The sequence below is a fragment of the Streptomyces sp. NBC_00654 genome (assembly GCF_026341775.1).
In the GTDB taxonomy this organism is placed as follows: domain Bacteria; phylum Actinomycetota; class Actinomycetes; order Streptomycetales; family Streptomycetaceae; genus Streptomyces.
The window spans coordinates 1,928,343-1,953,176 of the sequence record NZ_JAPEOB010000002.1 but is presented as its reverse complement, the minus strand read 5'-3'; the positions used below and the strand labels follow the sequence as shown (position 1 = coordinate 1,953,176).

18 protein-coding genes and 1 tRNA gene are annotated in these 24,834 nt (G+C 68.7%); 7 read left to right on the top strand and 12 right to left on the bottom strand.

Annotated elements, in window-relative coordinates; all coding sequences use genetic code 11:
• Window positions 1–16 precede the first annotated feature (16 nt).
• A complete protein-coding gene (locus OHA98_RS28940) occupies window positions 17–1,837 on the bottom strand; it encodes a bifunctional UDP-sugar hydrolase/5'-nucleotidase (protein ID WP_266929771.1) in 1,821 nt (606 codons plus the stop codon).
• 125 nt (window positions 1,838–1,962) lie between these two features.
• Between OHA98_RS28940 and OHA98_RS28935 the strand changes: the two genes are divergently transcribed.
• Window positions 1,963–2,676, top strand: a complete 714-nt coding sequence (locus OHA98_RS28935) for an SIMPL domain-containing protein (protein WP_266929770.1) — start codon at window positions 1,963–1,965, stop codon at window positions 2,674–2,676.
• 121 nt (window positions 2,677–2,797) lie between these two features.
• A complete protein-coding gene (gene pyk / locus OHA98_RS28930) occupies window positions 2,798–4,231 on the top strand; it encodes a pyruvate kinase (protein WP_266929769.1) in 1,434 nt (477 codons plus the stop codon).
• A 6-nt stretch (window positions 4,232–4,237) separates the two neighbouring features.
• Here the strand turns inward: pyk and OHA98_RS28925 are convergent, their stop codons facing one another.
• Together OHA98_RS28925 and OHA98_RS28920 are read right to left on the bottom strand one after the other, a co-directional pair.
• Complete coding sequence (locus OHA98_RS28925; protein WP_266929768.1) at window positions 4,238–5,026, bottom strand: helix-turn-helix domain-containing protein; 789 nt, start codon at window positions 5,024–5,026, stop codon at window positions 4,238–4,240.
• 85 nt (window positions 5,027–5,111) lie between these two features.
• Window positions 5,112–5,194: transfer RNA gene (locus OHA98_RS28920), tRNA-Leu, on the bottom strand.
• 93 nt (window positions 5,195–5,287) lie between these two features.
• Between OHA98_RS28920 and OHA98_RS28915 the strand changes: the two genes are divergently transcribed.
• Window positions 5,288–5,944 carry an ANTAR domain-containing response regulator gene (locus tag OHA98_RS28915; protein WP_266929766.1) on the top strand — a complete coding sequence of 219 codons (657 nt, stop codon included), beginning with the start codon at window positions 5,288–5,290 and terminating at the stop codon, window positions 5,942–5,944.
• 89 nt (window positions 5,945–6,033) lie between these two features.
• Here the strand turns inward: OHA98_RS28915 and OHA98_RS28910 are convergent, their stop codons facing one another.
• The 7 genes from OHA98_RS28910 to OHA98_RS28880 form a co-directional block, all read right to left on the bottom strand.
• On the bottom strand, window positions 6,034–6,750 hold the full coding sequence (locus OHA98_RS28910) for an ABC transporter ATP-binding protein (protein ID WP_266929765.1): 717 nt from the start codon (window positions 6,748–6,750) through the stop codon (window positions 6,034–6,036).
• The gene (locus OHA98_RS28905; RefSeq protein ID WP_266930968.1) at window positions 6,747–7,676 is read right to left on the bottom strand and encodes an ABC transporter ATP-binding protein; all 930 of its coding nucleotides are present in this window, start codon (window positions 7,674–7,676) and stop codon (window positions 6,747–6,749) included. The genes OHA98_RS28910 and OHA98_RS28905 overlap by 4 nt, the downstream gene beginning before the upstream one ends.
• A 5-nt stretch (window positions 7,677–7,681) precedes the next feature.
• The gene (locus OHA98_RS28900; protein WP_266929764.1) at window positions 7,682–9,472 is read right to left on the bottom strand and encodes a branched-chain amino acid ABC transporter permease; all 1,791 of its coding nucleotides are present in this window, start codon (window positions 9,470–9,472) and stop codon (window positions 7,682–7,684) included.
• A gap of 5 nt (window positions 9,473–9,477) precedes the next feature.
• Complete coding sequence (locus OHA98_RS28895; RefSeq protein WP_266929763.1) at window positions 9,478–10,407, bottom strand: branched-chain amino acid ABC transporter permease; 930 nt, start codon at window positions 10,405–10,407, stop codon at window positions 9,478–9,480.
• A gap of 105 nt (window positions 10,408–10,512) precedes the next feature.
• Complete coding sequence (locus OHA98_RS28890; protein WP_266930966.1) at window positions 10,513–11,721, bottom strand: branched-chain amino acid ABC transporter substrate-binding protein; 1,209 nt, start codon at window positions 11,719–11,721, stop codon at window positions 10,513–10,515.
• A gap of 623 nt (window positions 11,722–12,344) precedes the next feature.
• A complete protein-coding gene (locus OHA98_RS28885) occupies window positions 12,345–12,815 on the bottom strand; it encodes a PaaI family thioesterase (RefSeq protein WP_266929762.1) in 471 nt (156 codons plus the stop codon).
• A gap of 96 nt (window positions 12,816–12,911) precedes the next feature.
• A complete protein-coding gene (locus tag OHA98_RS28880; RefSeq protein WP_266929761.1) occupies window positions 12,912–15,185 on the bottom strand; it encodes an FdhF/YdeP family oxidoreductase in 2,274 nt (757 codons plus the stop codon).
• Between the two features lie 169 nt (window positions 15,186–15,354).
• On the opposite strand from OHA98_RS28880, the gene polA reads away from it, so the two are divergent.
• The gene (polA, locus tag OHA98_RS28875; RefSeq protein ID WP_266929760.1) at window positions 15,355–18,066 is read left to right on the top strand and encodes a DNA polymerase I; all 2,712 of its coding nucleotides are present in this window, start codon (window positions 15,355–15,357) and stop codon (window positions 18,064–18,066) included.
• Window positions 18,067–18,120: 54 nt separating this feature from the next.
• On the opposite strand, the gene OHA98_RS28870 is transcribed toward polA, so the two are convergent.
• Window positions 18,121–18,999, bottom strand: coding sequence for a DUF4184 family protein (locus tag OHA98_RS28870; protein ID WP_266929758.1), 879 nt, complete (start codon window positions 18,997–18,999; stop codon window positions 18,121–18,123).
• 198 nt (window positions 19,000–19,197) lie between these two features.
• On the opposite strand from OHA98_RS28870, the gene OHA98_RS28865 reads away from it, so the two are divergent.
• From OHA98_RS28865 to OHA98_RS28855, 3 genes are all read left to right on the top strand, one after another.
• Complete coding sequence (locus OHA98_RS28865) at window positions 19,198–20,913, top strand: lytic transglycosylase domain-containing protein (RefSeq protein ID WP_266929757.1); 1,716 nt, start codon at window positions 19,198–19,200, stop codon at window positions 20,911–20,913.
• 194 nt (window positions 20,914–21,107) lie between these two features.
• Window positions 21,108–21,245: an SPW_0924 family protein gene (locus tag OHA98_RS28860; RefSeq protein WP_266929756.1), complete on the top strand. Its 138-nt coding sequence runs from the start codon at window positions 21,108–21,110 to the stop codon at window positions 21,243–21,245.
• Between the two features lie 71 nt (window positions 21,246–21,316).
• Entirely contained in the window at window positions 21,317–22,318 is a 1,002-nt protein-coding gene (locus OHA98_RS28855) for a DUF3068 domain-containing protein (protein ID WP_266929755.1), read from the top strand.
• Here OHA98_RS28855 and hrpB read toward each other — a convergent pair.
• The gene (gene hrpB / locus OHA98_RS28850) at window positions 22,305–24,803 is read right to left on the bottom strand and encodes an ATP-dependent helicase HrpB (protein WP_266929753.1); all 2,499 of its coding nucleotides are present in this window, start codon (window positions 24,801–24,803) and stop codon (window positions 22,305–22,307) included. The two genes, OHA98_RS28855 and hrpB, sit on opposite strands and share 14 nt — an antisense overlap.
• Between the last annotated feature and the right edge of the window lie 31 nt (window positions 24,804–24,834).

Below are 24,834 nucleotides of genomic sequence, written 5' to 3'. Positions count from 1 at the left end.
GGCCGCGGAACCGGACCTAGAACACCGGCACACCGTCCCGCGTCAGCCGCCACCCCACCGACGCGAACGAAGCCGGATCCACCGACCCCTTCGCCTGCACCCAGCCGATGATCGTGTTCCGTATCTCATCCGAATTCGCCCACAGCTGCTTCGCACCCGGCACATGCGGGAAATTACCCCCACCGCTCGCCCGATAATTGTTCACCGCGAACACAAACTGCGCAGCCGGATCGATCGCCTTCCCCTCGAAGGAAAGACCCACAATCCGAGAACCCACCGGCTTCGCGATGTCAACGTCATACGTCACACCCGACACCGCGTCATAATTATAATCCGGCGTGCCGTCCGCATTCGTCAGCTTCGACGTATCCACCGGAGCACCGGCCGCCGTCCGCACATAATACTTCGCCGAGTACTCCAGATAATCCTTCAGCTGCGCACCCGTCAGCAACCGCGCCTCAAGCGTGTTCTCGAACGGATACAACCCCGCCGCATCCCGGATCGTCACATCACCCGCGGGAATCGCCGCCGTCCGCGAGAAACACGACGCCTGCGACAACACCGGCAACGCCGCGTACTCACCACCCGCCAGAGCCGCCCGCACCGTCTCCGCCTGCACCACATTGATCAGATCGATGATCGGCTCGTCCTTCCACGCCGCCTCCGCCGTGGACATCGCCACCACCGACGTACCGATGACCTGATTCACATACGCCACCACCTTCCGGTGCTCGTCCCGCAACAGCGACGTCACCTTCCGGTCCTCCACCACCGTGTTCGAGTTCAGCACCTGCGCCCCGGCCCTCTCGACCGACCAGCGCCCCTTCTCCCACACCAGATCGAAGTCGAACAGCGTCAGCCGCTGCCCCCACTTCGCCGGCTCCGAAAGAACAACCTGCCTACCCGTCTCCTTGTTCGTCACAAAATGCTCAGGAATCTCCAGATGCGCATGCCCCACCAGAATCGCATCGATCCCCGGCACCTGCTCCGCCACCAGACCCGCCGCATTCTCCACATGCGGCAACTGATCCCCGTACGACGACGTACCCGACGAACCCGAATGCGCCGAAACAATCACCACATCCGCACCCATCGACCGAAGCTTCGGCACCCACTTCGCCGCCTGCTCCTCAAGACCCGGGAACACCATCTTCCCGCCCACATTCACCTTGTCCCAGATCGCGATACCAGGATTCGTCAACCCCAGCACCGCCACCCGCACATCACGACCGTGCGGAGTACGCAACCGCTTCATCACATACGGAGCGAACGCCGGCCGCAACGTCCGCGCATCCAACGCATTCGCACCGAGCAGCGGAAAATCACACTGCTCCTCGAACTTCCGCAGCACCGGAATACCGTAATTGAACTCATGATTCCCCAGCGCCGCCGCGTCGTACCCGATCGCGTTCATCGCCTGCGCCATCGGATGCACCGGACCACGCCGCGCCGTGATCGGATCGATCTTCGCGTAGTAGTACGACAACTGGGTGCCCTGAATCGTGTCACCCGCATCGATCAGCAGCGTATTCCGGCGGCCCTTCTCCTTCCGGACCTGATCCACCAACGTCGAGATCTTCGCCAGCCCCAAATCGTTGTGGGCCGGATCGTCGAACTCCTTGTCCGTGAAGTAGTCCCAGTTGAAGACATTGCCATGCAGATCCGTCGTGCCCATCACCGTGAACGAGTACCGCTTCACCGGACGGCCATGACCATGCCCGGAGTGACCCTTCGCCTCCGCGGCCCCGGCAGCCCCCACGACAGCCCCGCCCGCCATCGCCACACCCGCACCGGCAGCAGCCGAACGGCCTAGAAACGTCCTACGGTTCAACGGCATTCTTACTCCTCGTTCAGTCGGGCAACGCGCGTAGATTCTGGCCCAGCAACCACACCCCGCAACACCCCGCGCAGGTTTCGATCTGATGACCACCAACCCCCACACCCCCATGCCACAGTGAACACATGACCGACCACACCACCCCCCGCCCCTACGGCACCCCCCAAACCCCCCACCTCACCGTCCGCGGCGAAGCCCACCTCGAAGCCGACCCCGAGATCGCCCGCATCACCATCACCGTCACCGCCCGCGGCACCGACCGACGCACCGCCCTCGACGACCTCACCCGCCGCAACACCCAAGCCATCGACCTCATCAAGAGCTACGGCGACGCCGTCGAAAAACTCGAAACCGGCACCCTCTCCGTCAGCCCCGAACTCACCCGCCACGGCCGCGGCGAACGCATCCGCGCCTACCACGGACACGTACAACTCACCGCCACACTCACCGACTTCACCGCCCTCGGTGAACTCACCGCCCGCCTCGCCGACCACGAACTCACCCGCGTCGACGGCCCCTGGTGGGACCTGCGCCCTCACTCGCCCGTCCATGCCGCCGCCCGCCGCCAAGCCGTCCACGAAGCCCTCCAACGCGCCCGCGAATACGCCGAAGCCCTCAACACCCGACTCGGCGCCCTCCTCGAACTCACCGACACCGACACCGGACCCGGCCGACGCCCCGCCCGCGCCGGCTTCGCCCACCGCGCCGTCCCCTTCAGCGCCGCCGCATCCACCGAAATGGCCGACGCGGCCACCCCCATCGACCTCGAACCCGTACGCCAGAACATCGACGCACAGGTCGAAGCCTCCTTCACCCTCGACCCGCCCCCGCTCCACTGAAACGCTCATCGGAGCACCCCCGTGCACAATTCAACACTTGTCAATAACCCTTCATCCAAAGGTTGTTGAGGTGTCATACGGCGCCAATTACCTACCCGTAGGTAAGGTCTAGGCTCAAACCATGCGCCGAGCAAAAATCGTTTGTACCCTGGGCCCCGCAACCGACTCGTACGACCAGATCAAGGCACTCGTCGAAGCGGGAATGGACATCGCCCGCTTCAACCTCAGCCACGGCACCTACGCCGAACACGAAGAGCGCTACCACCGTGTACGCAAAGCATCCGAAGAGACCGGCCGCAGCGTAGGCATCCTCGCCGACCTTCAAGGCCCGAAGATCCGCCTCGGACGCTTCCGCGAAGGACCCGTACTCCTTGAACGCGGGGACACCTTCACCATCACCGTCGAACCGCACGAAGGCGACCGCAACACCTGCGGCACCACCTACGACGGCCTCGCCGCCGACGTCACCACCGGCGAACGCATCCTCGTCGACGACGGCCGCGTCACCCTCGAAGTCACCGAAGTCGACGGCCCCCGCGTCCGAACCACCGTCATCGAAGGCGGCATGGTCTCCGACCACAAGGGACTCAACCTCCCCGGCGTCGCCGTCTCCGTCCCCGCACTCTCCGAGAAGGACATCGACGACCTCCGCTGGGCCCTGCGCGTCGGCGCCGACATCATCGCCCTCTCCTTCGTGCGCAGCGGACGCGACATCGACGACGTCCACCGCATCATGGAAGAGGAAGGCCGCCGCCTCCCCGTCATCGCCAAGGTCGAGAAACCCCAGGCCGTCGACAACATCGACGACATCGTCGCCGCCTTCGACGGCATCATGGTCGCCCGGGGCGACCTCGGCGTCGAAATGCCCCTGGAACAGGTCCCGATCGTCCAGAAGCGCGCCATCAAACTCGCCCGGCGCAACGCCAAGCCGGTCATCGTCGCCACACAGATGCTCGACTCGATGATCGACAACTCCCGCCCCACCCGCGCCGAGGCCTCCGACGTCGCCAACGCGATCATCGACGGCACGGACGCGGTGATGCTCTCCGGCGAGACCAGCGTCGGCAAGTTCCCCGTCGAGACCGTCCGCACGATGTCCCGCATCGTCGAAGCGGCCGAGGAGGACATCCTCGCCAAGGGCCTCCCGCCCCTCACCGAACGCAACAAGCCCCGCACCCAGGGCGGCGCCGTCGCCCGCGCGGCAGCCGAGATGGGCGACTTCCTCGGCGCGAAGTTCCTGGTGGCCTTCACCCAGAGCGGCGACACGGTCAAGCGCCTCTCCCGCTACCGCTCGCCCATCCCGCTCCTCGCCTTCACCCCCGACGAGGCCACCCGCGCCCAGCTGAACCTCACCTGGGGCGTCGAGACCTTCCTCGGCCCGCACGTGGACTCCACGGACGCGATGGTGGCCCAGGTCGACGAGGAACTCCTGCGGATCGGCCGCTGCCGGAAGGGCGACGTGGTCGTCATCACGGCCGGCTCCCCGCCCGGCGTCGCGGGATCCACGAACCTGGTCCGCGTGCACCACATCGGCGAGGACGACAGCCCGAAGTAGGGCAGCTCAGTATTTCGGCCCGACGTGAGCATCCATGAGCGCTACGGATGCCCGTCGGGCGACGGAGATGTTGTACGCCTTCCCGCCGCGCGTGCAGTGCTTCCACTCGACGCCGAGCTTGTCGAGAGTGTCGGTGTAGAGCTGCCGGATGTCGTCGGAGACGTTGGTGAACCAGTACCTCGCATACTCGTACCGCTTCTGTTCGCCGCCGACCGTACGGGTCGTCCAGTTCATGTTGCGGCATCCGTCGGAGTGGATCAGACCTCGGATGAAGTCCCATGGGTGCGCGTCCACGATCTCCTGCTGCCAGGGTTCGAGGACGATGAGGCGCTCATGCTTCCGTCCCGGGCCGTGCTGAGGGAACAGACAGGGCAGGTGCTTGGAGTAGACCTTGATGTTGTGGCAACCCGTCTTGCGTACCCGGCAGGTCGCGTTGTCCGGGAACACCCTGCGCATTGCCGCCTCGGCCTCGCTCTGAATGCCGGGCCAGGAATCATCAAGAGTGATCATGAGGTTCGGTACCCGGTGCTGGGCGTACCTGCTTATGTGGCCATCACCCAGGTACAGGGCCAGGAGATACGAATAGGCGGATGCGTCAAGAGGGACACGGTCACACCGGTGGCACTGTGGTTTGTCTCCGCCTGGGCACTCACCTCGCTTGGAGCGATCCATGTGGAGCCAGTACGAGACGGTGCCGCGCGGCACATTGAGCTGCCGAGCCACTTCCGCACCCTTCGCGCCGGACCGGAGCAGGGAGAGCGCCCTCTGACGCACTTCGATGCCGTGGCAGTTCATGCCACTACCCTGCGTGATGAAATGTCGCCGCAGGTAGCAAAAAGCGGATGTTCACGAGAACGTGAACATCCGCTTCTCTGATCCGTGCCGAGTGCGGGATTCGAACCCGCAAGCTCTTTCGAGCAGATGTGTTTGAGACATCCGTGTATACCCTTCCACCAACCCGGCAAGGGTGCTGTCAGGAGTGTACCGGGTGACTTGCAGCTCCTGCCGCTAGGTAGGCTGATTCGAAGCAGCATCTGCCCTGAATCAAGGAGCCCCGTGACCACCCCCGAGTCGCCCCAGCCCGTAGACGCCGCCGACGACGACAAGTCGCACGTCCCGCCGCTGACGACCCGTGTCGTCATCGCCGAGGACGAGGCTCTGATTCGTCTGGACCTCAAGGAGATGCTGGAGGAGGAGGGCTACTCCGTCGTCGGTGAGGCCGGGGACGGCCAGCAGGCCGTGGAGCTGGCCCGGGAGCACAAGCCGGACCTGGTCATCCTTGATGTGAAGATGCCCGTGCTCGACGGGATCTCCGCGGCGGAGAAGATCGCCGAGGAGTCCATCGCGCCGGTCCTGATGCTCACCGCGTTCTCGCAGCGCGACCTCGTGGAGCGGGCCCGGGACGCCGGGGCGATGGCGTATCTGGTGAAGCCGTTCAGCAAGAGCGACGTGGTGCCGGCCATCGAGATGGCGGTGTCGCGGTTCGCGGAGCTGAAGGCGCTGGAGGGCGAGGTCGCGGACCTGGCGCAGCGGCTGGAGACCCGGAAGCTGGTGGACCGGGCGAAGAGCATTCTGCAGACGGATTACGGGTTGTCCGAGCCGGCGGCTTTCCGGTGGATCCAGAAGACGTCGATGGACCGGCGGCTGTCGATGCAGCAGCTGGCGGAGGCGCTGATCGAGGATGCCGAGGAGAAGAAGAAGGCGGCCGAGTAGCGGTTGCCGCGAGGGTTTGTACGCAGGAGGCCCGCACCCCGGATCGATCGGGGTGCGGGCCTCCTGTGTTGTTCGGGGGTGCTGGTGGGTCAGTCCTCGCCGAGGTAGGCCTTGCGGACGGATTCGTCGTGCAGGAGGTCCGGGCCGGTGCCGGAGAGGACGATCTTGCCGACCTCCATGACGTGGCCCTGGTCCGCGAGGGAGAGGGCGGCCTGGGCGTTCTGTTCGACGAGGAGGATCGTGGTGCCCGCGGCCTTGAGTTCGACGATGGTCTCCATGATCTTCTGCATCATGATCGGGGAGAGGCCCATGGAGGGTTCGTCGAGCATGAGCAGTTTGGGCTGGGACATGAGGGCGCGTCCCATGGCGAGCATCTGCTGTTCGCCGCCGGAGAGGGTTCCCGCGGCCTGCTTTCGGCGTTCTCCGAGGATGGGGAAGAGGCTGTAGGCGCGCTGGATGTCCTTCTCGATGCCTGCTTTGTCGTTGCGGAGGTAGGCGCCGAGGAGGAGGTTCTCGGTGATCGTCAGCCGGGGGAAGATGTGGCGTCCCTCGGGGGAGTGGGCGATGCCGAGGGAGACGATCTTGTGGGCGGGGATGTTGGTGAGGGGTTTGCCCTCGAAGAGGATGCTGCCGCCGAGTGGTTTGAGCAGTCCGGAGAGGGTGCGCAGGGTGGTGGTCTTGCCTGCGCCGTTGGTGCCGATGAGGGTGACGACCTGGCCGGCTTCGACGCTGAAGGAGATGCCTTTGACGGCTTCGATCTTGCCGTAGGCGACGCGGAGGTCCTTGACCTCTAGCAGTGCGGTCATCGGGTGTCCTCCTCCTCGGTGCGGGTGGTGTCGGGTGTGGTGTCGGTCTTGGCGGGTGTGGTCGGGGCTGTTCCGTGTGCTGCCGCTTCGGCTTCGGCCGCTTCGACTTCGGCGGCTTCTTCGGCGCCGGGGGCGCCTTCGAAGGGGGTGCCGAGGTAGGCGGCGACGACGCGTTCGTCGCTCTGGACGACGTCGGCGGTGCCTTCGACGAGTTTTTCGCCCTGGACGAGGACGGCGACGCGGTCGCAGAGGTTGAAGATGAACCGCATGTCGTGCTCGATGACGAGGATGGCGATGCCCTGGTCCCGGATGGCGAAGATGAGTTCTTCGGTGACGCGGGTTTCCTGGGGGTTCATGCCGGCGGTGGGCTCGTCCAGGAGGAGGAGGCCGGGGTCGCTGGCGAGGGCGCGGGCGATTTCCAGTTTGCGCTGGTCTCCGTAGGGGAGGTTGCGCGCGAGGTGGTCGGCCTTGTCCTGGAGTCCGATGAACTCCAGGAGTTCCATGGCGCGTTCGCGGCTGGCGTTCTCGGCCTTCTTGTAGCCGGGGAGGCGCAGGAGGGCGGACCAGAGTCCTTCTTTGGTTCTGGTGTGGCGTCCGACGAGCACGTTTTCCAGGACGGTCATGTTGGCGAAGAGCCGGATGTTCTGGAAGGTGCGGGCGATGCCTGCCTGGGTGACGAGGTGGGGCTTGGGGGGCAGGACGGTGCCTTTGTAGCTGACCTTGCCCTCGGTGGGGACGTAGAGGCCGGTGAGGCAGTTGAAGAAGGTGGTCTTGCCGGCGCCGTTGGGGCCGATGAGGCCGACGATCTCGCCGGTGTTGACGGTGAGGTCGACGTCGCGTACGGCGGTGAGGCCGCCGAAGCGCATGGTGACGCCGCTGGCGTCGAGCACGGTGGTGCTGGTTGTGGTGGTGGCTGTGGTGGTCATGGTGGTCACGTCCCCGCCTTCGTGGTGCCGGCGGCTGTGTCGGTGAGTGGTGTGTCGGGTGGCACGTCGAGTTGGCCGGTCTCGTGGAATTCGAGCTGCTTCCTGCGGTCGGCGACGAGGCCCTCGGGGCGGAAGCGCATCAGGAGGATGAGCGCGAGGCCGAAGAGGAGGAGCTGGTAGTCCTGCATGAACTGCAGCTTGGCCGGGATGAGGTAGAGCAGTGCGGCGCCGACGAGGGGTCCGCTGAGGGTTCCCATGCCGCCGAGGATGACGGCGGCGAGGAGGAAGGCGGAGTTGGGCGGTGCGGATCCGGCGAACTGGTACTGCTCGGGCGTCACGGTGTAGGACACGTGTGCCTGGACGGTTCCGGCGAGTCCGGCGAGGGTGGCGCCGAGGGCGAAGGCGAGCAGTTTGAGCCGGAAGGCGTTGATGCCCATGGCGGTGGCCGCGGTTTCGTCCTCGCGGATGGCGACCCAGGCGCGGCCGATGCGGGATTCGCCGGAGCGGCGGAAGACCATGACGACGACGGCGGTGAAGACGAGCATCAGCAGGTAGTAGTTGGCGGACCTGCCGAGGGTGAAGCCGCCGATGTCGTGGCTGATTCCGAAGTCGAACCCGAAGAGGTTGAGGTCGGGGATGCTCGGGATGCCCTGGGAGCCGTTGGTGAGGTCCGGGCCGCTGACGCCGTTGAGGGCGTTGACGGTGAGGCGGAAGATCTCTCCGAAGCCGAGGGTGACGATGGCGAGGTAGTCGCCGCGCAGTCGCAGGGTGGGGGCGCCGATGACGACGCCGAAGACGAGTGAGGCGGCGGCGCCGGTGAGGACGGCGGCCCAGAAGGGGAACTGGACGCCGATGGGGGAGAGCGGCGAGCCGGATACGAGGGCGGCGGCGTAGGCGCCGACGCCGAGGAAGGCGACGTATCCGAGGTCGAGGAGTCCGGCGAGGCCGACGACGACGTTGAGGCCGAGGGCGACGGTCGCGAAGATGAGGATGTTGGCGCCGATGAGGGCGTATTCCTCGTTCTGCTGGGTGAAGGGGAAGCAGAAGGCTGCGACGAGCGCGGCGGCGAGGGTGACGTTGCGGTGTTTTGTGGTGAGTGCGGTGATGCGGGCGATGAGGCCGGCGCGGTTGAGTGCGGTGAAGCCGAAGGCGACGCTGATCATGAAGCCGATGAAGAGTTCGGCGTATTCGGTGTCGATGCCGTACGTGAAGACGTAGAGGGCGGCGCCGAAGGCTCCGGCGATGATCAGGATTTCGGCCCAGGAGGGGAGTTCCTTGGCGCGCGCGGGTGTGGGGGCTCGCAGGCTGTTGCGGAACTGTTCCCAGGGGTTGGGGGTGGTGGTGTGGGTGATGTTCTGGTCGGCGGGGAGGCCGAAGGCGGCGATGACGGCGATGAGTGCGCCGATGCCGCTGACCCAGGCTCCGGGTTCGAGGTTGACGACGCCGCCGAGTTTCGCGGAGATGGCGCCGATGGTGTAGCCGGTGGTGCCGAGGACGCCGAGTGCGGCGAGTCGGACGGGGCTGTTGGCGCCGCCGGGGGTGAGCCAGCGGAGGCCTTTGATGCCGTACCCGGAGAGGGCGAGGAGCAGGGTGAGTGCCGCGCCGATGAGGGTGAGGACCTGGAGGCCGCCGGGGTAGCCGGTGACGGTGAGGTCGCCGGGGAATTCGTCGGTCCAGGTCCAGGCGAGGAAGGTGCCGATGAGGGCGACGGTGGCGCCGAGTGTGGTGAGGGCGCGGGCGGCGTTGGTGGGCAGTGGGAGGAGTGCGCCGGTGTGGGGCGTGGTGGTGGTGGTCATCCGTATCACGCCCGATCCGCGACGCGTTCGCCGAGTAGGCCTTGGGGTCGGACGAGGAGGACGATGATGAGGAGGGCGAAGGCCCATACGTCCTTCCAGGCGCCGCCGCCGAAGAGTTCCATGCCGGGGACCTCGCTCATGTAGCCGGTGGCGAGGGCTTCGGCTACGCCGAGTACGACGCCGCCGAGCATGGCGCCGTAGATGTTTCCGATGCCGCCGAGTACGGCTGCGGTGAAGGCTTTGAGGCCCATGATGAAGCCCATGCGGAAGCCGATCTGGCCGTTCTTGAGTCCGTAGGCGACGGCGGCGACGGCGGCGAACGCGGCACCGATGGCGAAGGCCATGACGATGATGCGGTCGGTGTTGATGCCCATGAGCTTGGCGGTGTCGGGGTCCTGCGAGGTGGCTTGCATGCCGCGGCCGGAGCGGGTCTTGGAGACGAAGAGGCCGAGGGCGAGCATGCAGACGGGGGCGGCGATGAGGACGAAGACGTCGCCGCGTTGGATGTTGGCGCCGAAGATCTCGAATGCTTCGCCCTTGAACTGGGGGAAGGAACGGTCCTTCGTGGCGTCGGGGTACCACATCCAGACTGCCTGCTGGAGGGCGAGGGAGAGTCCGATGGCGGTGATGAGGGGGGCGAGGCGTGGTGCGGTGCGCAGTGGCCGGTAGGCGAATCGTTCGGCGGCCATGCTGATGGCGACCGCGGCGATGATGCCGCCGATGATCATGAGGGGTATCGCAGCTATGAGGGAGAATCCGGACGGAAGCCCGAGGTAGACCGTGAGGGCACCGAAGCCTCCGATCATGAAGATCTCGCCGTGTGCGAAGTTGATGAGCTGGATGATTCCGTAGACCATCGTGTAACCGATCGCGATGAGACCGTACATCGCGCCGAGGATGAGTCCATTGGCCAGCTGTTGCGGCAGTTCGTTCACCGCAGGGCCTCCGTCGAGTGGTTCGGATATGGCACCGCGCGGGAGCGCTCGTAGCGCTCCCGCGCGGTCTGGTTGCTTCGGGGTGACCGGGAGGGGCCTGGCCGGTTAGTTGACTGCCTCGCTGAGCTTGGAGGCCCACTTGTCGCCGGTGACCTGGTAGGCGGTCATCATGGTGTTGGTGGTGTCGCCGTATTCGTCGAAGGAGACGGGGCCGGTGACGCCTTCGAACTTGACCTTGGCCATGGCGGCGAGGACCTTTTCGCGGGCGTCGGCGGGGAGCTTGCCGCCGTTGTCGGCGACGACGATCTTGACGGCTTCGATGATGGACCAGGTGGCGTCGTAGGTGCCGCCGCCGTAGGCCTCGTAGGCGTCCTTGTAGCCGGCCGTCTTGTAGTCCCCGATGAACTTCTTGGCGGAGTCGAGTTCTTCGACGGGCTTGCCGACGGAGGTGGCGATGTCGCCTTCGGCCTTCTTGTTGAGCTTGATGAAGTCGGCGCTGTACATGCCGTCGCCGCCCATGAGGGGGATCTTGACGCTGTCCTTGAGCTGCTGGCTCAGGGGTGCGCCGGCGGGGTATTCGCCGCCGTAGTAGACGGCCTTGGCGCTGGTGCCCTTGACCTTGGTGACGACGGAGTTGAAGTCGCGGTCGTCGGGGTTGACGTGGTCGGTGCCGACGATCTTGCCGCCGAGCTCGGTGAACGTCGTCTTGAAGGAGGCGGCGAGGCCGGCGCCGTAGGGCTTCTGGTCGTCGATGAGGTAGACGTCCTTGATCTTCGCGTTGTTGAAGAGGTACTTGGCCGCGAAGGCGCCCTGGATCTGGTCGGTGGTGGAGGTGCGGAAGTACGAGGCGTAGGGGCGCTTCTTGTCGCCGGTCTTCCAGTTGTTGCCCTGGGTCAGCTCGGTGCCGGTGTTGGCGGGGGAGACCTGGGTGAGCTTGGCGTCGTTGAGGGGCTTCTGCATCGACTGGGAGACGCCGGAGTTCAGCGGGCCGACGACGCCGAGGAGTTCTTTGTTGCCGATGAACTTCTGGGCGTTCTGCTGGCCGACGGAGGGCTGGGCCTGGTCGTCGAGCGGCTGGAGCTCGAAGGTGATGCCGGGGACCGTCTTGTCCTTGTTCGCCGTGTTGACGGCGAGGTCGGCGGAGTTCTTGATGCCGAGGCCGAGGGCGGAGAGATCGCCGGTCAGGGGCGCGTCGACGCCGATGACGACGGTCTGGGTGTCGCCGCTTCCGCTGCTCTTCTTGTCGTCGTCGCGCGACCCGCAGGCGGTGAGCGTCAGTGCTCCGGTGGTGAGCACTGCAGTGAGTATGAGCAAAGAACGGTGTCGCACGAAAGGTCCTTTCCCTGGCGCGGCCTCCTCTGCTTGAGGTGCCGTCCTCGATCGCCGGGCGGTACTGGGTGGTGCGGTGCGTGCAGCAGTTGCGCCCGGCGGCGCGGTGACTGGCGGTGACTCTAGGCGTAGGTGTGGAGGTCCGGGATGGGTCGAGTCAGGATGTGACTCTCTTGTTATGCCCTTGAGGAAGGCTTGAGGTGGCTGTGCTGACATGTGCTGTTTTTTCACTGGACGGCGAAGTGACCGCATCCTGAGAACGCGCAGCTCTGCTAAGGGGCTTGAACCGATCTTGGTGCTGTCGCGTGGTGTGTGGTGCGGAGGGCGCGAGGGGGTCGGCCGCTGCCGTGGGGGGTGGTGGGAGCGGCCTGTTTTCGCCTTGCCCGAATGTTACGGAGTGTGACATCGGGGGGGTGTGTGTCCGCGGGGCGCCATGGCGGTGGGCTGCTGAGTGGCTCATGGAACGGCCTTGAGGGTCAAGGGTGTTGACCGAGTGTGTTGGTCAACGGCCTTGAAAGGGTGGGGATATGGGTCTGCCCGGCCGGAATGCGAGGGTGCGTTCCGGTCGGGCAGTGGTGTGGTGCGGGGGTGGTCCGCGGTGCTGTGGGTCAGCCGGCGGTGGGCTGGGGGGCGTCGCGGAGCAGGCAGGTGAGGCGGGCGGTGCAGACCCGCTTGTCCTGTTCGTCGGTGATGACGATCTCGTAGGTGGCGGTGGTGCGGCCGCGGTGTACGGGGGTGGCGACGCCGGTGACGAGGCCGCTGCGGACGCCGCGGTGGTGGGTGCAGTTCAGGTCGACGCCGACGGCGACCTTGGCGGCGCCGCCGTGGAGCATGGTGCCGACGGAGCCGAGGGTTTCGGCGAGGACGGCGGAGGCGCCGCCGTGCAGGAGGCCGTAGGGCTGGGTGTTGCCCTCGACGGGCATGGTGCCGACGACGCGGTCCGCGGAGGCTTCGGTGATGGACACGCCCATGCGCTCGCCGAGGTGTCCGGCGGAGAACAGTGCGGGGAGGTCGACGCCGAGTGCGGCGTACTCGTCGATGACTTCCTGGGGGAACTTCGGGGTGGTCTGCTCGCCCATGGTTCCGGCTCCGATCGTCTGCGCTGGTTCATTGCTGTGTGCACTGTTCTTACCAGACGGCTGAGCGGACGCTTAGGGGGAGGGTGTTCGTGCTTGTCAGCGGGTGTTCTCGAAGCGGACGACGACGGATTTGCTGGCGGGGGTGTTGCTGGTGTCGGCGGTGGCGTCGAGCGGGACGAGCACGTTGGTCTCGGGGTAGTAGGCGGCGGCGCAGCCGCGTGCGGTGGGGTAGTGGACGATGCGGAAGCCTTCGGCGCGGCGTTCGGTGCCGTCCTTCCCTTCGCTGACGAGGTCGGTGTGGGCGCCGTCGGGGAGGCCGAGGGTGTGTGCGTCGTCGGGGTGGACCATGACGATGCGGCGGCCGCCCTTGATGCCCCGGTAGCGGTCGTCGAGGCCGTAGATCGTGGTGTTGTACTGGTCGTGGGAGCGCAGGGTCTGCAACAGCAGTCTGCCTTCGGGGAGTTCGGGGTATTCGACGGGGGCCGCGGTGAAGTTGGCCCGGCCGGTGGCGGTGGGGAAGCGGCGTTCGTCGCGGGGGGCGTGGGGGAGGGTGAAGCCGCCGGGGTGGGCGATGCGGGTGTTGAAGTCCTCGAAGCCGGGGACGACGCGGGAGATGTGGTCGCGGATGGTGCCGTAGTCGTTCTCGAAGGCTTCCCACCGGGTGCGGGATCCGGGGCCGAGGACGGCGCGGGCGAGGCGGGCGATGATGGCCGGTTCGGAGAGCAGGTGGGGGCCGGCGGGGGTGAGGTTGCCGCGGGAGGCGTGGACCTTGCCCATGGAGTCCTCGACGGTGACGAATTGTCTGCCGCCGGTCTGGGTGTCCTTGTCGGTGCGGCCGAGGGTGGGCAGGATCAGGGCGCGGGTGCCGGTGACGGTGTGCGAGCGGTTGAGTTTGGTGGAGACGTGGACGGTGAGCCGGGCGCGGCGCATGGCGGCTTCGGTGACGGTGGTGTCGGGGGTCGCCGCGACGAAGTTGCCGCCCATGGCGAAGAAGACCTTTGCCCTGCCGTCGCGGAGGGCCTGGATGGATCTGACGACGTCGTAGCCGTGGTGGCGGGGTGAGGTGATCCCGAATTCCTTGTCGAGGGCGTCGAGGAAGGCGGGTGCGGGGCGTTCGAAGATGCCCATGGTGCGGTCGCCCTGGACGTTGGAGTGGCCGCGGACGGGGCAGACTCCGGCGCCGGGGCGGCCGATGTTTCCGCGGAGCAGGAGGAAGTTGACGACTTCGCGGATGGTGGGTACGGAGTGTTTGTGCTGGGTGAGGCCCATGGCCCAGCAGACGATGGTGCGCTTCGAGGCGAGGGTCATGGCGAGGGCCTGCTCGATGGCGGTGCGGTCGAGGCCTGTGGCGGTGAGGGTGTCGTCCCAGTCGGCGGCGCGGGCGGCTTCGGCGAACTCCTCGTATCCGTGGGTGTGTTCGGCGATGAACGCGGTGTCGACGGCGCCTTCGGTCTCCAGGATCATTTTGTTGAGGAGGCGGAAGAGGGCCTGGTCGCCGCCTATCCGGATCTGGAGGAAGAGGTCGTTGAGGGCGACGCCCTTGATCATGCCGGTGGGGGTCTGGGGGTTCTTGAACCGTTCCATGCCGGCTTCCGGCAGCGGATTGACCGAGATGATCTTCGCTCCGGCGGATTTGGCCTTTTCGAGGGCGGAGAGCATCCGGGGGTGGTTGGTCCCGGGGTTCTGTCCGGCGACGATGATCAGGTCGGCCTGGTGGAGGTCTTCGAGGGAGACGCTGCCCTTGCCGACGCCGATGGTCTCCGTGAGTGCGGATCCGGAGGATTCGTGGCACATGTTGGAGCAGTCGGGCAGGTTGTTGGTGCCGAATTCGCGGGCGAGGAGCTGGAGGAGGAACGCGGCCTCGTTGCTGGTGCGGCCGGAGGTGTAGAAGAGGGCTTCGTCGGGGGAGGCGAGTGCCCGGAGTTCTTCGGCGATGACGGCGAAGGCGCGTTCCCAGGTGATGGCCTCGTAGCGGTCGGCGCCTTCGGGCAGGTACATGGGCTGGGTGATGCGGCCCTGCTGGCCGAGCCAGTAGCCGCTGCGGGTGGCGAGGTCGGCGACGGGGTGGGCGGCGAAGAAGCCGGGGGTGACGCGGCGCAGGGTCGCTTCCTCGGCGACGGCCTTCGCCCCGTTCTCGCAGAACTCGGCGGTGTGCCGTTTGTCGCCTTCGGGCCAGGCGCAGCCGGGGCAGTCGAAGCCGTCCTTCTGGTTGACCTTGAGGAGGGTCCGGGCGGTGCGTCGTACGCCCATCTGCTGCTGGGCGGCGCGGAGGGTGTGGGCGATGGCGGGCAGTCCGGCGGCGGAGTGCCGGGCCTCGGTCACGTGCGGGGCGTCCTGGACCGGGTCACCGGTCGGGGGCTTGCTGGCCATGGTGATCCCTTTCGAGCGCGTTGTTCCTCTTCCTCGATCCTGTCATGTACCGGGGAAGGGGCGCGTGGCCGAGGGCCGGGGGGCTTCGGGGAAGTTTCGGTGGGGGTGGGGGTGGGGGTGGGGCCGTGGCCGGTCCGGATTGTCAGTGGACCGTGGCAGGATCGGGGGCGTGGCTGAGACGGCATCGAAGAAGACGGCAGACAACCGACCGCGCCTGCTCCTGATGGACGGGCACTCCCTGGCGTACCGGGCGTTCTTTGCGCTGCCTGCGGAGAATTTCACGACGGGGGCGGGGCAGCCGACGAATGCCGTGTACGGCTTCGCGTCGATGCTGGCGAACACGTTGCGTGATGAGGCGCCCACGCATTTCGCGGTGGCGTTCGACGTGTCGCGCAAGACGTGGCGTTCGCAGGAGTTCCCGGAGTACAAGGCGAATCGTTCGAAGACGCCCGATGAGTTCAAGGGGCAGGTCGAGCTGATCGGTGAGCTGCTGGACGCGATGCGCGCGGACCGGTTCGCGGTGGACGGTTTCGAGGCGGACGATGTCATCGCGACGCTCGCCACGCAGGCCGAGGCGGCCGGTTTCGAGGTGCTGATCGTCACCGGTGACCGTGACTCGTTCCAGCTGATCACGGACAATGTGACGGTGCTGTATCCGACGAAGGGTGTGTCGGAGCTGACGCGGTTCACCCCGGAGAAGGTCGAGGAGAAGTACGGGCTCACTCCGCAGCAGTATCCGGACTTCGCGGCGCTGCGCGGCGATCCGTCGGACAATCTGCCGGGTATTCCGGGTGTGGGTGAGAAGACGGCCGCGAAGTGGATCAATCAGTTCGGTTCGTTCGCGGAGCTGGTGGAGCGGGCCGAGGAGGTCAAGGGGAAGGCCGGGCAGAATTTCCGGGACCATCTGGACGCGGTGCGGCTGAACCGCCGGCTGACCGAGATGGTGCGGGATGTGGAGCTGCCGAAGGCGCCGGCGGATCTGGAGCGTGCTCCGTACGACCGTACGGCGGTCACCGGGGTGCTGGATGTCCTGGAGATCCGTAATCCGAGTCTGCGTGAGCGGCTGCTGGCCGTCGATCCCGGTGCGGCCGAGGACGAGGGTCCGGCGCCGGCGGCGGGTGTCGAGCTGGACGGTGTGGTGCTGGGGCCGGGGGAGGTCGCCCCGTGGCTGGAGGCGCACGGTGGGCAGCCGCTGGGTGTCGCCACCGCCGATACGTGGGCGCTGGGCAGCGGTGCGGTGACCGAGATCGCGCTCGCGGCGGCGGACGGCGCGGCCGCGTGGCTGGATCCGGCGGAGCTCGACGAGGCCGATGAGCGGGCGTTCGCGGCGTGGATCGCTGATCCGGCGCGGCCGAAGGTCATGCACAACGCGAAGAGCGCCATGCGGGTCTTTCCCGAGCACGGCTGGCAGGTCGGGGGTGTCACGATGGACACCGCGCTGGCGGCGTATCTGGTGAAGCCCGGCCGTCGTTCCTTCGCGCTGGACGCGCTGGCGGTGGAGTATCTGGGGCGGGAGCTGGCCCCGGCCGCCGCGGGTGACGGTCAGCTGGCGTTCGGTGCCGACGACCGGGCGGAGGCCGATGCGCTGATGTCGCAGGCGCGGGCCGTTCTGGATCTCGGTGACGCGTTCGGGGTGCGGCTGAAGGAGGTGGGTGCGGCCGAGCTGCTGCATGACATGGAGCTGCCGACGTCGGTGCTGCTGGCCCGGCTGGAGCGGCACGGTATCGCCGCGGACCGGGCGCATCTGGAAGGTATGGAGCAGCAGTTCGCGGCTGCGGTGCAGCAGGCGGTGAAGGAAGCGCACGCGGCGGTGGGGCGCGAGTTCAATCTCGGTTCGCCCAAGCAGCTTCAGGAGGTCCTCTTCGGTGAGCTGGGCCTGCCGAAGACGAAGAAGACGAAGACGGGTTACACCACGGACGCGGACGCGCTGGCGTGGCTGGCGGGTCAGACCGAGCACGAGCTGCCGGTGATCATGCTGCGTCACCGTGAGCAGGCGAAGCTGCGGGTCACCGTCGAGGGTCTGATCAAGACGATCGCGGCGGACGGCCGTATCCACACCACGTTCAATCAGACGGTGGCGGCGACCGGCAGGCTTTCGTCGACCGATCCGAATCTGCAGAACATTCCCGTCCGTACGGACGAGGGGCGGGCGATCCGCCGCGGGTTCGTCGTCGGTGAGGGCTTCGAGACGCTGATGACGGCGGACTACAGCCAGATCGAGCTGCGGGTGATGGCGCATCTGTCGCGGGACGCCGGGCTGATCGAGGCGTTCACGTCGGGGGAGGACCTGCATACGACGGTCGCCTCGCAGGTGTTCGGCGTCGACAAGTCGGCCGTCGATCCGGAGATGCGCCGCAAGATCAAGGCGATGTCGTACGGGCTGGCGTACGGGCTCTCCGCGTTCGGTCTCTCGCAGCAGCTGAACATCGAGGCCGGTGAGGCCCGCGGTCTGATGGACACCTACTTCGAGCGGTTCGGCGGGGTGCGGGACTATCTGCACCGTGTGGTGGAGGAGGCCAGGGCCACGGGTTACACGGAGACGGTCTTCGGCCGCCGCCGTTATCTCCCCGATCTGAACAGTGACAACCGTCAGCGCCGCGAGATGGCCGAGCGCATGGCGCTCAACGCGCCGATCCAGGGGACGGCCGCCGACATCGTGAAGGTCGCGATGCTGCAGGTGGACCGGGCGCTGACCGAGGCGCGGCTGACGTCGCGGATGCTGCTCCAGGTCCATGACGAAATCGTGCTGGAGATCGCGAAGGGGGAGCGCGAGCGGGTCGAGGAGATCCTGCGCCATGAGATGTCCACGGCGGTGGAGCTGCGTGCGCCGCTGGATGTGTCGGTGGGTGTGGGCAGGGACTGGGAGTCCGCCGCGCACTGAGCGGGCGGGTGTCGGCCGGTGGGGGCGGGTCCGTTTCCGGCGGGCCCGCCCCGTTCAGTGGGTGCGCTCCGGGGTGTGCGGGGAGTCCGGGAGCGGTGTCCGAGGGACCTGGCCGGCCGGAGGGCGCCGGGTGCCGCGCTTCCGCAGCCGCATCCACACCCCGTACAGGAGCAGTCCGGCCGCCAGCCCGGCGCCGGCGCCGAAGCACGCGGTCGGGATGATGTCGAGGGGTGTCTCGACATGCCCGAAGTGGGCGTACCAGCGGGCGCACCGGTGGATGATGCCGAGCAGTGCGCAGAGGGCCAGCAGGCCACCGGCGTACCACCGTTCGCGGCGGCCGAGTACGGGGACGGATGCCGGCGCGGGGCCGGGCTCGGTGCGGCGCAGCGCGGTGACGGTGAACCAGGTGAGCACGGTGAGGGCCACGGCCGAACTGCCGTACTGGACGACCTGGAAGACGGGGTGGCCGCCGATGCTCCGGCTGAGTACGGGGACGAGTTCGGTGCCCCATCGGCTGTGATGGGTGAACGCGTCCCATACGACGTGGCTGCCCGCGCCGATCACCGCGGACACGGCGAACCACATCGCGGCCCGCGGTCCGAGGGTTTCGCGGCCCCGGCGCCGCCCGGTGACGAAGGTGTGGACGCGTGCCTGCCGGGCGGAGGGCAGGAGCGCCACCAGGGGTTCGCGCAGCAGCAGCCACACCGCGACCAGGATCGCGGTGATCAGTACGTCCACGGTGAACACGCCCAGGACGCCGTGTGTCACGTCGCCGAACTCCATCGCGCCCGGGATCGCCGTGTCCGCGTAATAGGTGATGTCGGGTGCGAACGAACCGGCGACGAGCGCGGAGGCGAACAGGGGTCCGCGGGCTGTCCCGTCGCGCCGGATTCCCGGGAGCACGGCGGCGGCATGACTGAGCGTGAACGGCATGCGGGAAAGTATGCGCGAAGCTTTCACACGGTCCCCGGCCGTGTCCGCGGCCTCCTGGACCACTTGTCGTCAGCAACGTGAGAAAACAGTAAGAACCGGTCAGTGCCCGGTGTTCGGGCGTCATGAGTTGCCGTAGGGTCGCCTGAGTCCTCGCGCTGGGGAGCGCGAGCAGCCGTCGACGGGGAGGGACCAGGACATATGGCAGCGCAATTCGGCCGACGACTGCGCAGGGGGGCCACGACCACCGCGGTGGCGGCCGCCGCCGTGGCGGCGCTCTCGGCCTCGCAGGCGGCCCCCGCCGCGTCGCCGGCCGGCACCGCGGGCGGCGGTGACCAGAAGACGGCCGGTGCGGAGTCCGGCGACAGCGCGGCCACCGGCAACTCGCCGTACTACACGGACCTGCCGCCCCTGGTCACGCCCGACAAGCCCGGCGCGTCCAGCAATCTGCCGATGACCGGAACCGCGGAATCGGGCATACCGGCTTCGATCCTGGCGGCGTACAAGCAGGCCGAGCAGACCGTCGCGGGCACCGACGCCGCCTGTCGTCTGCCGTGGCAGCTCCTCGCGGCGATCGGCAAGGTGGAGTCCGGTCAGGCCCGTGGCGGCCGGGTCGACGCGAACGGCACGACCCTCTCCCCGATCCTCGGCCCGGCCCTCAACGGGCAGGGGTTCGCGCTGATCAAGGACACGGACGGCGGGGCGTACGACGGCGACGCCACGCACGACCGTGCGGTCGGCCCGATGCAGTTCATCCCGTCGACCTGGGCCACCTGGGGCCAGGACGCCAACGCGGACGGCCGCAAGGACCCCAACAACATCTACGACGCGGCGCTCGCCGCCGGGCGTTACCTCTGCGCCGGGAACCGCGACCTGGCACTCGCCGCCGACCTGGACCGTGCGGTGCTGAGCTACAACCACTCGCGGGAGTACCTGCGTACGGTGCGCTCCTGGTTCGCGTACTACCAGCGCGGCACCCATGAGGTCCCCGACGGCACCGGCGCCCTCCCGGACGGCCCGAGCAGCGGTTCAGGTCCCTCGCCGAGCCCGAGCCCGACGCCGACCCCGCCGGGCTCCGGTGGCACGAGTCCGTCCAAGCCGGGCGGCGGCTCCGGCAGTCCGAAGCCCAAGCCGCCCACCACGCCGCCCACGACCCCGACGCCCAAGCCCACGCCGGACAAGACGCTCGGCAGCCTGGAGAACGCGGGCACCGGTCCTCTGAACGCCATGGCCGGCGAGGTGTTCGCCGAGCGGATCTCGGTGCGCGCCAGGAACGCCCTCGGCGCCCCGTTCGCCAAGGTGCCCGTCACCTTCACCATCACCGGTGACACCGACACCCGCTTCGCGGGCGGCAGGACCACCGTCAAGGTGGCCACCGGGGCCGACGGCACCGCCACCGCGCCGGAGCTGAAGGCGGGGGAGAAGACCGGCGAGTTCAAGGTGACGGTCGCGGCGGGCACCGGCAAGCCGCGTGTCCTCACCTACGCGGCGGGCGTCACCGCCCGGCAGGCCGACAGGATCGTCCGGACCGGCGACAAGGCGCTCGTCGCCGCGCCCGGCGCGGAGTTCGCGGACGCCGTCGAGGTCAGGGCGACGTACAAGGACGCGGTCGCCGACGGGGTCGCGGTCACCGCCATGATGATCACGGACGACGAGAACCCCGTCGAGAACGGCAAGGGCCCGTACTTCAAGGACGTGGACGGCAGGACGGTCCGTACCCTCGCGACCCTCAAGACCGGCGCCGACGGCCTCCTGAAGCTCCCGAAGATCTACGCCGACGACACCGTGGGGACCTACAAGCTGCGGCTCACCACCGAGGGCGGCGCCACGGTCGTCATCGAGCTGACGGTCGAAGCGGCGCCGACGGCCCCGACGGCCCCGCCCGCCACAACGGCCCCGACGGCTCCACCGGCCTGACCCCGGCGGCACACCGGGCGGACGCGTCGAGCGGCCCGCCCGGCACCGCACCGAACAGCCCCTTCACCACAGCCCCTTCACCGGATGCCGGTGAAGGGGCTGTTGTACGTGTTCTCATCTCGTGCCCCGGTTGCTACGGTGCCCCAGCCCTGGCTGACGATCCATCAGATTCCTGAGATCCCGGGAGGCCGACCATGCGTGCCCTCGTCGCCGCAGCCATAGGACTGGCCGCCGCCCTCGCGCTCGTGTTCACCGTCGCCGCGGTCGGTGCGCCGCCCGGGGAGACATCGCCCAAGCCTCTGCTGACCACGGTCCCGGGCCCCAAGAAGTAGCCGGAGCGCGGCAGGGGGAACGGGCCGATCCGCAACGAACCGGAACGAAAGAGCTGAGGGAGGACCCCATCATGCGCCGCCGAGCCAGCCTCGTACTCCTGGCCTTCGCCGTCTTCTTCGCCGCCATGTCACCGCTGCTGCGCTGGTACGCCTTCCCCCGGCTGGCGAAGATCCCGCCGAGCCAGTACCAGGAGACGGTCCTGGAGGCGAAGCCCGCCACCCTTCTCGACTACACCACCCTCAAGGCCAAGAAGGTCGACAAGGTCACCATCGTCCAGACCCTCAAGGGCAACGTCGAGGAGTCCGAGAGGATCGAGCGCAGCGCCGGACGCGATGTCGTCGTCTGGGACGCGCTCTCCTACATCCAGGGCCCCGACGGCAGGACGGTCTCCCAGATCCCCGAGCGCTACATCTTCGACGCCCACACCCAGGCCCCCGTCAACGCCACCGGCGAGATGGTCGACGGCGACCCGGTCCGGCGCACCGGCATCGAGTTCAAGTGGCCCTTCCTCACGGAGAAGCGCGACTACGAGTACTTCGACGCGCAGACCCGTACGTCCTCGCCCATCCACTACAAGGGCACCCGGACGTTCCGCGGCATGGAGGTCTACTACTTCGAGCAGACCATCCCCTGGACCAAGGTCCCCATGCCGCAGAAGATGCCGATCGAGGACATCACCGCCGAGCAGGTCGCCAGTACGGGCATGACCCGCTGGTACTCCACCACACGCATGTTCTGGATCGACCCGGTCACCGGCGCGCCCGTCAACGGGGAGGAGATCCACAAGGAGGAGATGCGCGACGCGAAGAAGATGGGCATGCCCCAGGACACCGTCACCGCGTTCGCGGGACATGTGAAGATGCGCGAGGACTACATCGTCGCCGTCGTCGACCAGGTCAAGTCCCAGCGCCTGCTGATCCTGCTCCTCACCAGCTATCTGCCCTGGGGCTTTCTGACCCTCGCCGCCGGGTTCCTCGCGCTCTCCCTCTGGCTGGAGGCCCGCTCCCGCCGGCGCCCCGGCCGGCCGGCGGCCGCCGGACCCGCGCCCGGCCCGGAACCTACTCCCGCCTGAGCCGCGCCGAGGTGAACCGGGTCGCCTCCACCGTCGTCGGGTCCTCGGGCCACGGGTGCCTGGGGTACCGGCCGCGCAGCTCCGCCCGTACGGCGCGGTAGCCCTCCCGCCAGAACGACGCCAGGTCCGCGGTGACGGCCGCCGGGCGCCCGGCGGGGGAGAGCAGATGCACCAGGACCGGCACCCCGGCCACCCGCGGTGTCTCCCGCAGCCCGAACAGCTCCTGGAGCTTCACCGCCAGTACGGGCTGGTCGCCGCCGTACTCCACCCGGATCCGCGAACCGCTCGGCACCTCGATCCGCTCCGGGGCCAGCTCGTCGAGCCGGGCCGCCTCACCGGACGCCCAGGGCAGCAGCCGCCGCACCGCCTGCCCCGCGTCGATCCGGGCCAGGTCCGCACGGCGCCGGGCCCGCGACAGCTCGGGCTCCAGCCACTCACCGGTACGCGCCAGCAGCGCGTCGTCCGACACATCCGGCCACGGCGTCCCCCGCACCCGGTGCACGAACGCGAGCCGCAGCCGCACCTGCTCACCGTCCCGGGTCCACCGCAGCAGCCCGAGCCCCTCCCGGCGCAGCCCCTCCACCAGGGCCCCGCGCACCAGCTCCGGGTCCGGGTCCCTCAGCGGCCGCACCGCCAGCTCCACGGCCCCCAGCCGGTCCACGGAACGCGCCACCACATCACCGTCCACCCAGCGGACCTCCTCGCCGCGGAACCGCAGATGTCCCGCCGCCAGCCGTGCGGTGTCCTCGTCGACGACGGCGGCCAGCCGCACCCGGGCCGACGCCGTGTGCGCCGGACGGTCGGCGACCGCGACGGCCAGCCACGGGGCGCTGCGCAGCCGGGAACCCTCCCGCAGCTCCGCACCGGTCCCCGACACCATCAGGAACGCCCCCTGCCCCCGGGCCCTCGCCACCCGCTCCGGGAACGCCAGCGCCGCCACCAGCCCCGCGGCGGCATCGTCCGAACCCGACCCCCCGCCCGTGTCCCCGACCGACGACGACAGCCGCCGCACCTCCTGCCGCCAGCGCGCCGCATAGCCGTCGCCGCCCCGCCGCGCTGTGCGCAGCGCCGCCGCCAGATCGTCCCCGTACTCCCTGGGCGGCTCCTCGCTCAGCAGCGCCACCACCTCCGCGGCCCGCCGTCCGCCGACCTCCGCCGCACCGTCCAGCAGCGCCCGCGCCAGCCGGGGGTGCAGGCCCAGCCGGGACAGGCGTACGCCCCGTTCGGTGACCCGGCCCGCCCCGTCGACCGCGCCGATCGCCGTCAGCACCTCCCGGGCCGCGCCCATCGCGCCGGCGGGCGGCGGGTCGAGGAGCGCGAGCCCGGTGGCGTCGGGGTCGCCCCAGCACGCCGCCTGGAGGGCGAACGCGGCGAGGTCGGCGACCTTGATCTCAGGGGCCGGGAACCTGGCCAGCCGCCCGTCCTCCGCCTGCTCCCAGCACCGGTACACCGCGCCCGGCGCCTCCCGCCCGGCCCGGCCCGCCCGCTGCCGGCCCGCCGCCTGCGAGGCCCGTACGGTCGTCAGGGCGCTCAGCCCGCGCGCATGGTCGGTACGCGGTTCCCTGGCCAGCCCCGAGTCGACGACCACCCGCACGCCCGGCACCGTCAGGGACGACTCCGCCACCGAGGTCGCCAGCACCACCCGGCGGCCCTGCGACGACCCGGCCAGCACCGCGTCCTGCACGGCGGCCGGAGCCCGCCCGTGGACCTGGAGCACCTCCGCGTCCACCCCGGCGAGCTGCCCGGCCACCCGGCCGATCTCGCCGACGCCGGGCAGGAAACACAGCACATCCCCCTCCCGCTCGGTGAGCGCCCGGCGCACCACCGAGGTCACATGCGTCAGCAGCGCCGGATCGACCCGCATCCCGTGGGGCGGGCGGACCGGACGCGCGGGCGGCGCCCACACCACTTCCACCGGATGCGACACCCCTTGGGCCGTCACCACCGGGGCATCGCCCAGCAGCCGTGACCAGCCCTCCGCGTCCGTCGTCGCCGATGCCGCCACCAGCCGGAGATCGGGCCGGATCGCCTCCCGTACGTCGAGCAGGAACGCGGCGACGGTGTCGGCGTCCAGATGCCGCTCGTGGCACTCGTCGATGATCACCGCGTCGACCCCGGCCAGCTCCTGGTCCCGCTGGAGCCGCTGGAGCAGCACGCCGGTGGTGACGACCTCCACCGAGGTCGAGGGCCCCACGGCGCGCTCGCCCCGGACGGTGAAGCCGACCCGCCCGCCGGGCCGCTCGCCCAGGAGCCAGGCCATCCGCCGGGCCGCCGCGCGGGCGGCGATCCGGCGCGGCTCGGCGACCACCACCCGGCGCGGGGGGCCGTCACCGGTCAGCCCGGCCAGGACCAGGGGGACGAGGGTCGTCTTGCCGGTGCCGGGCGGTGCGCAGAGCACCGCGACACCCCGCTCGTCGAGCGCCCGCTCCAGGGCGGGCACAGCGGTGCGTACGGGCAACTGGTCCAGCGCTTCGGTACGGATCACGCCCCCAGTCTCGTACGGGCCGCCTCGGGGC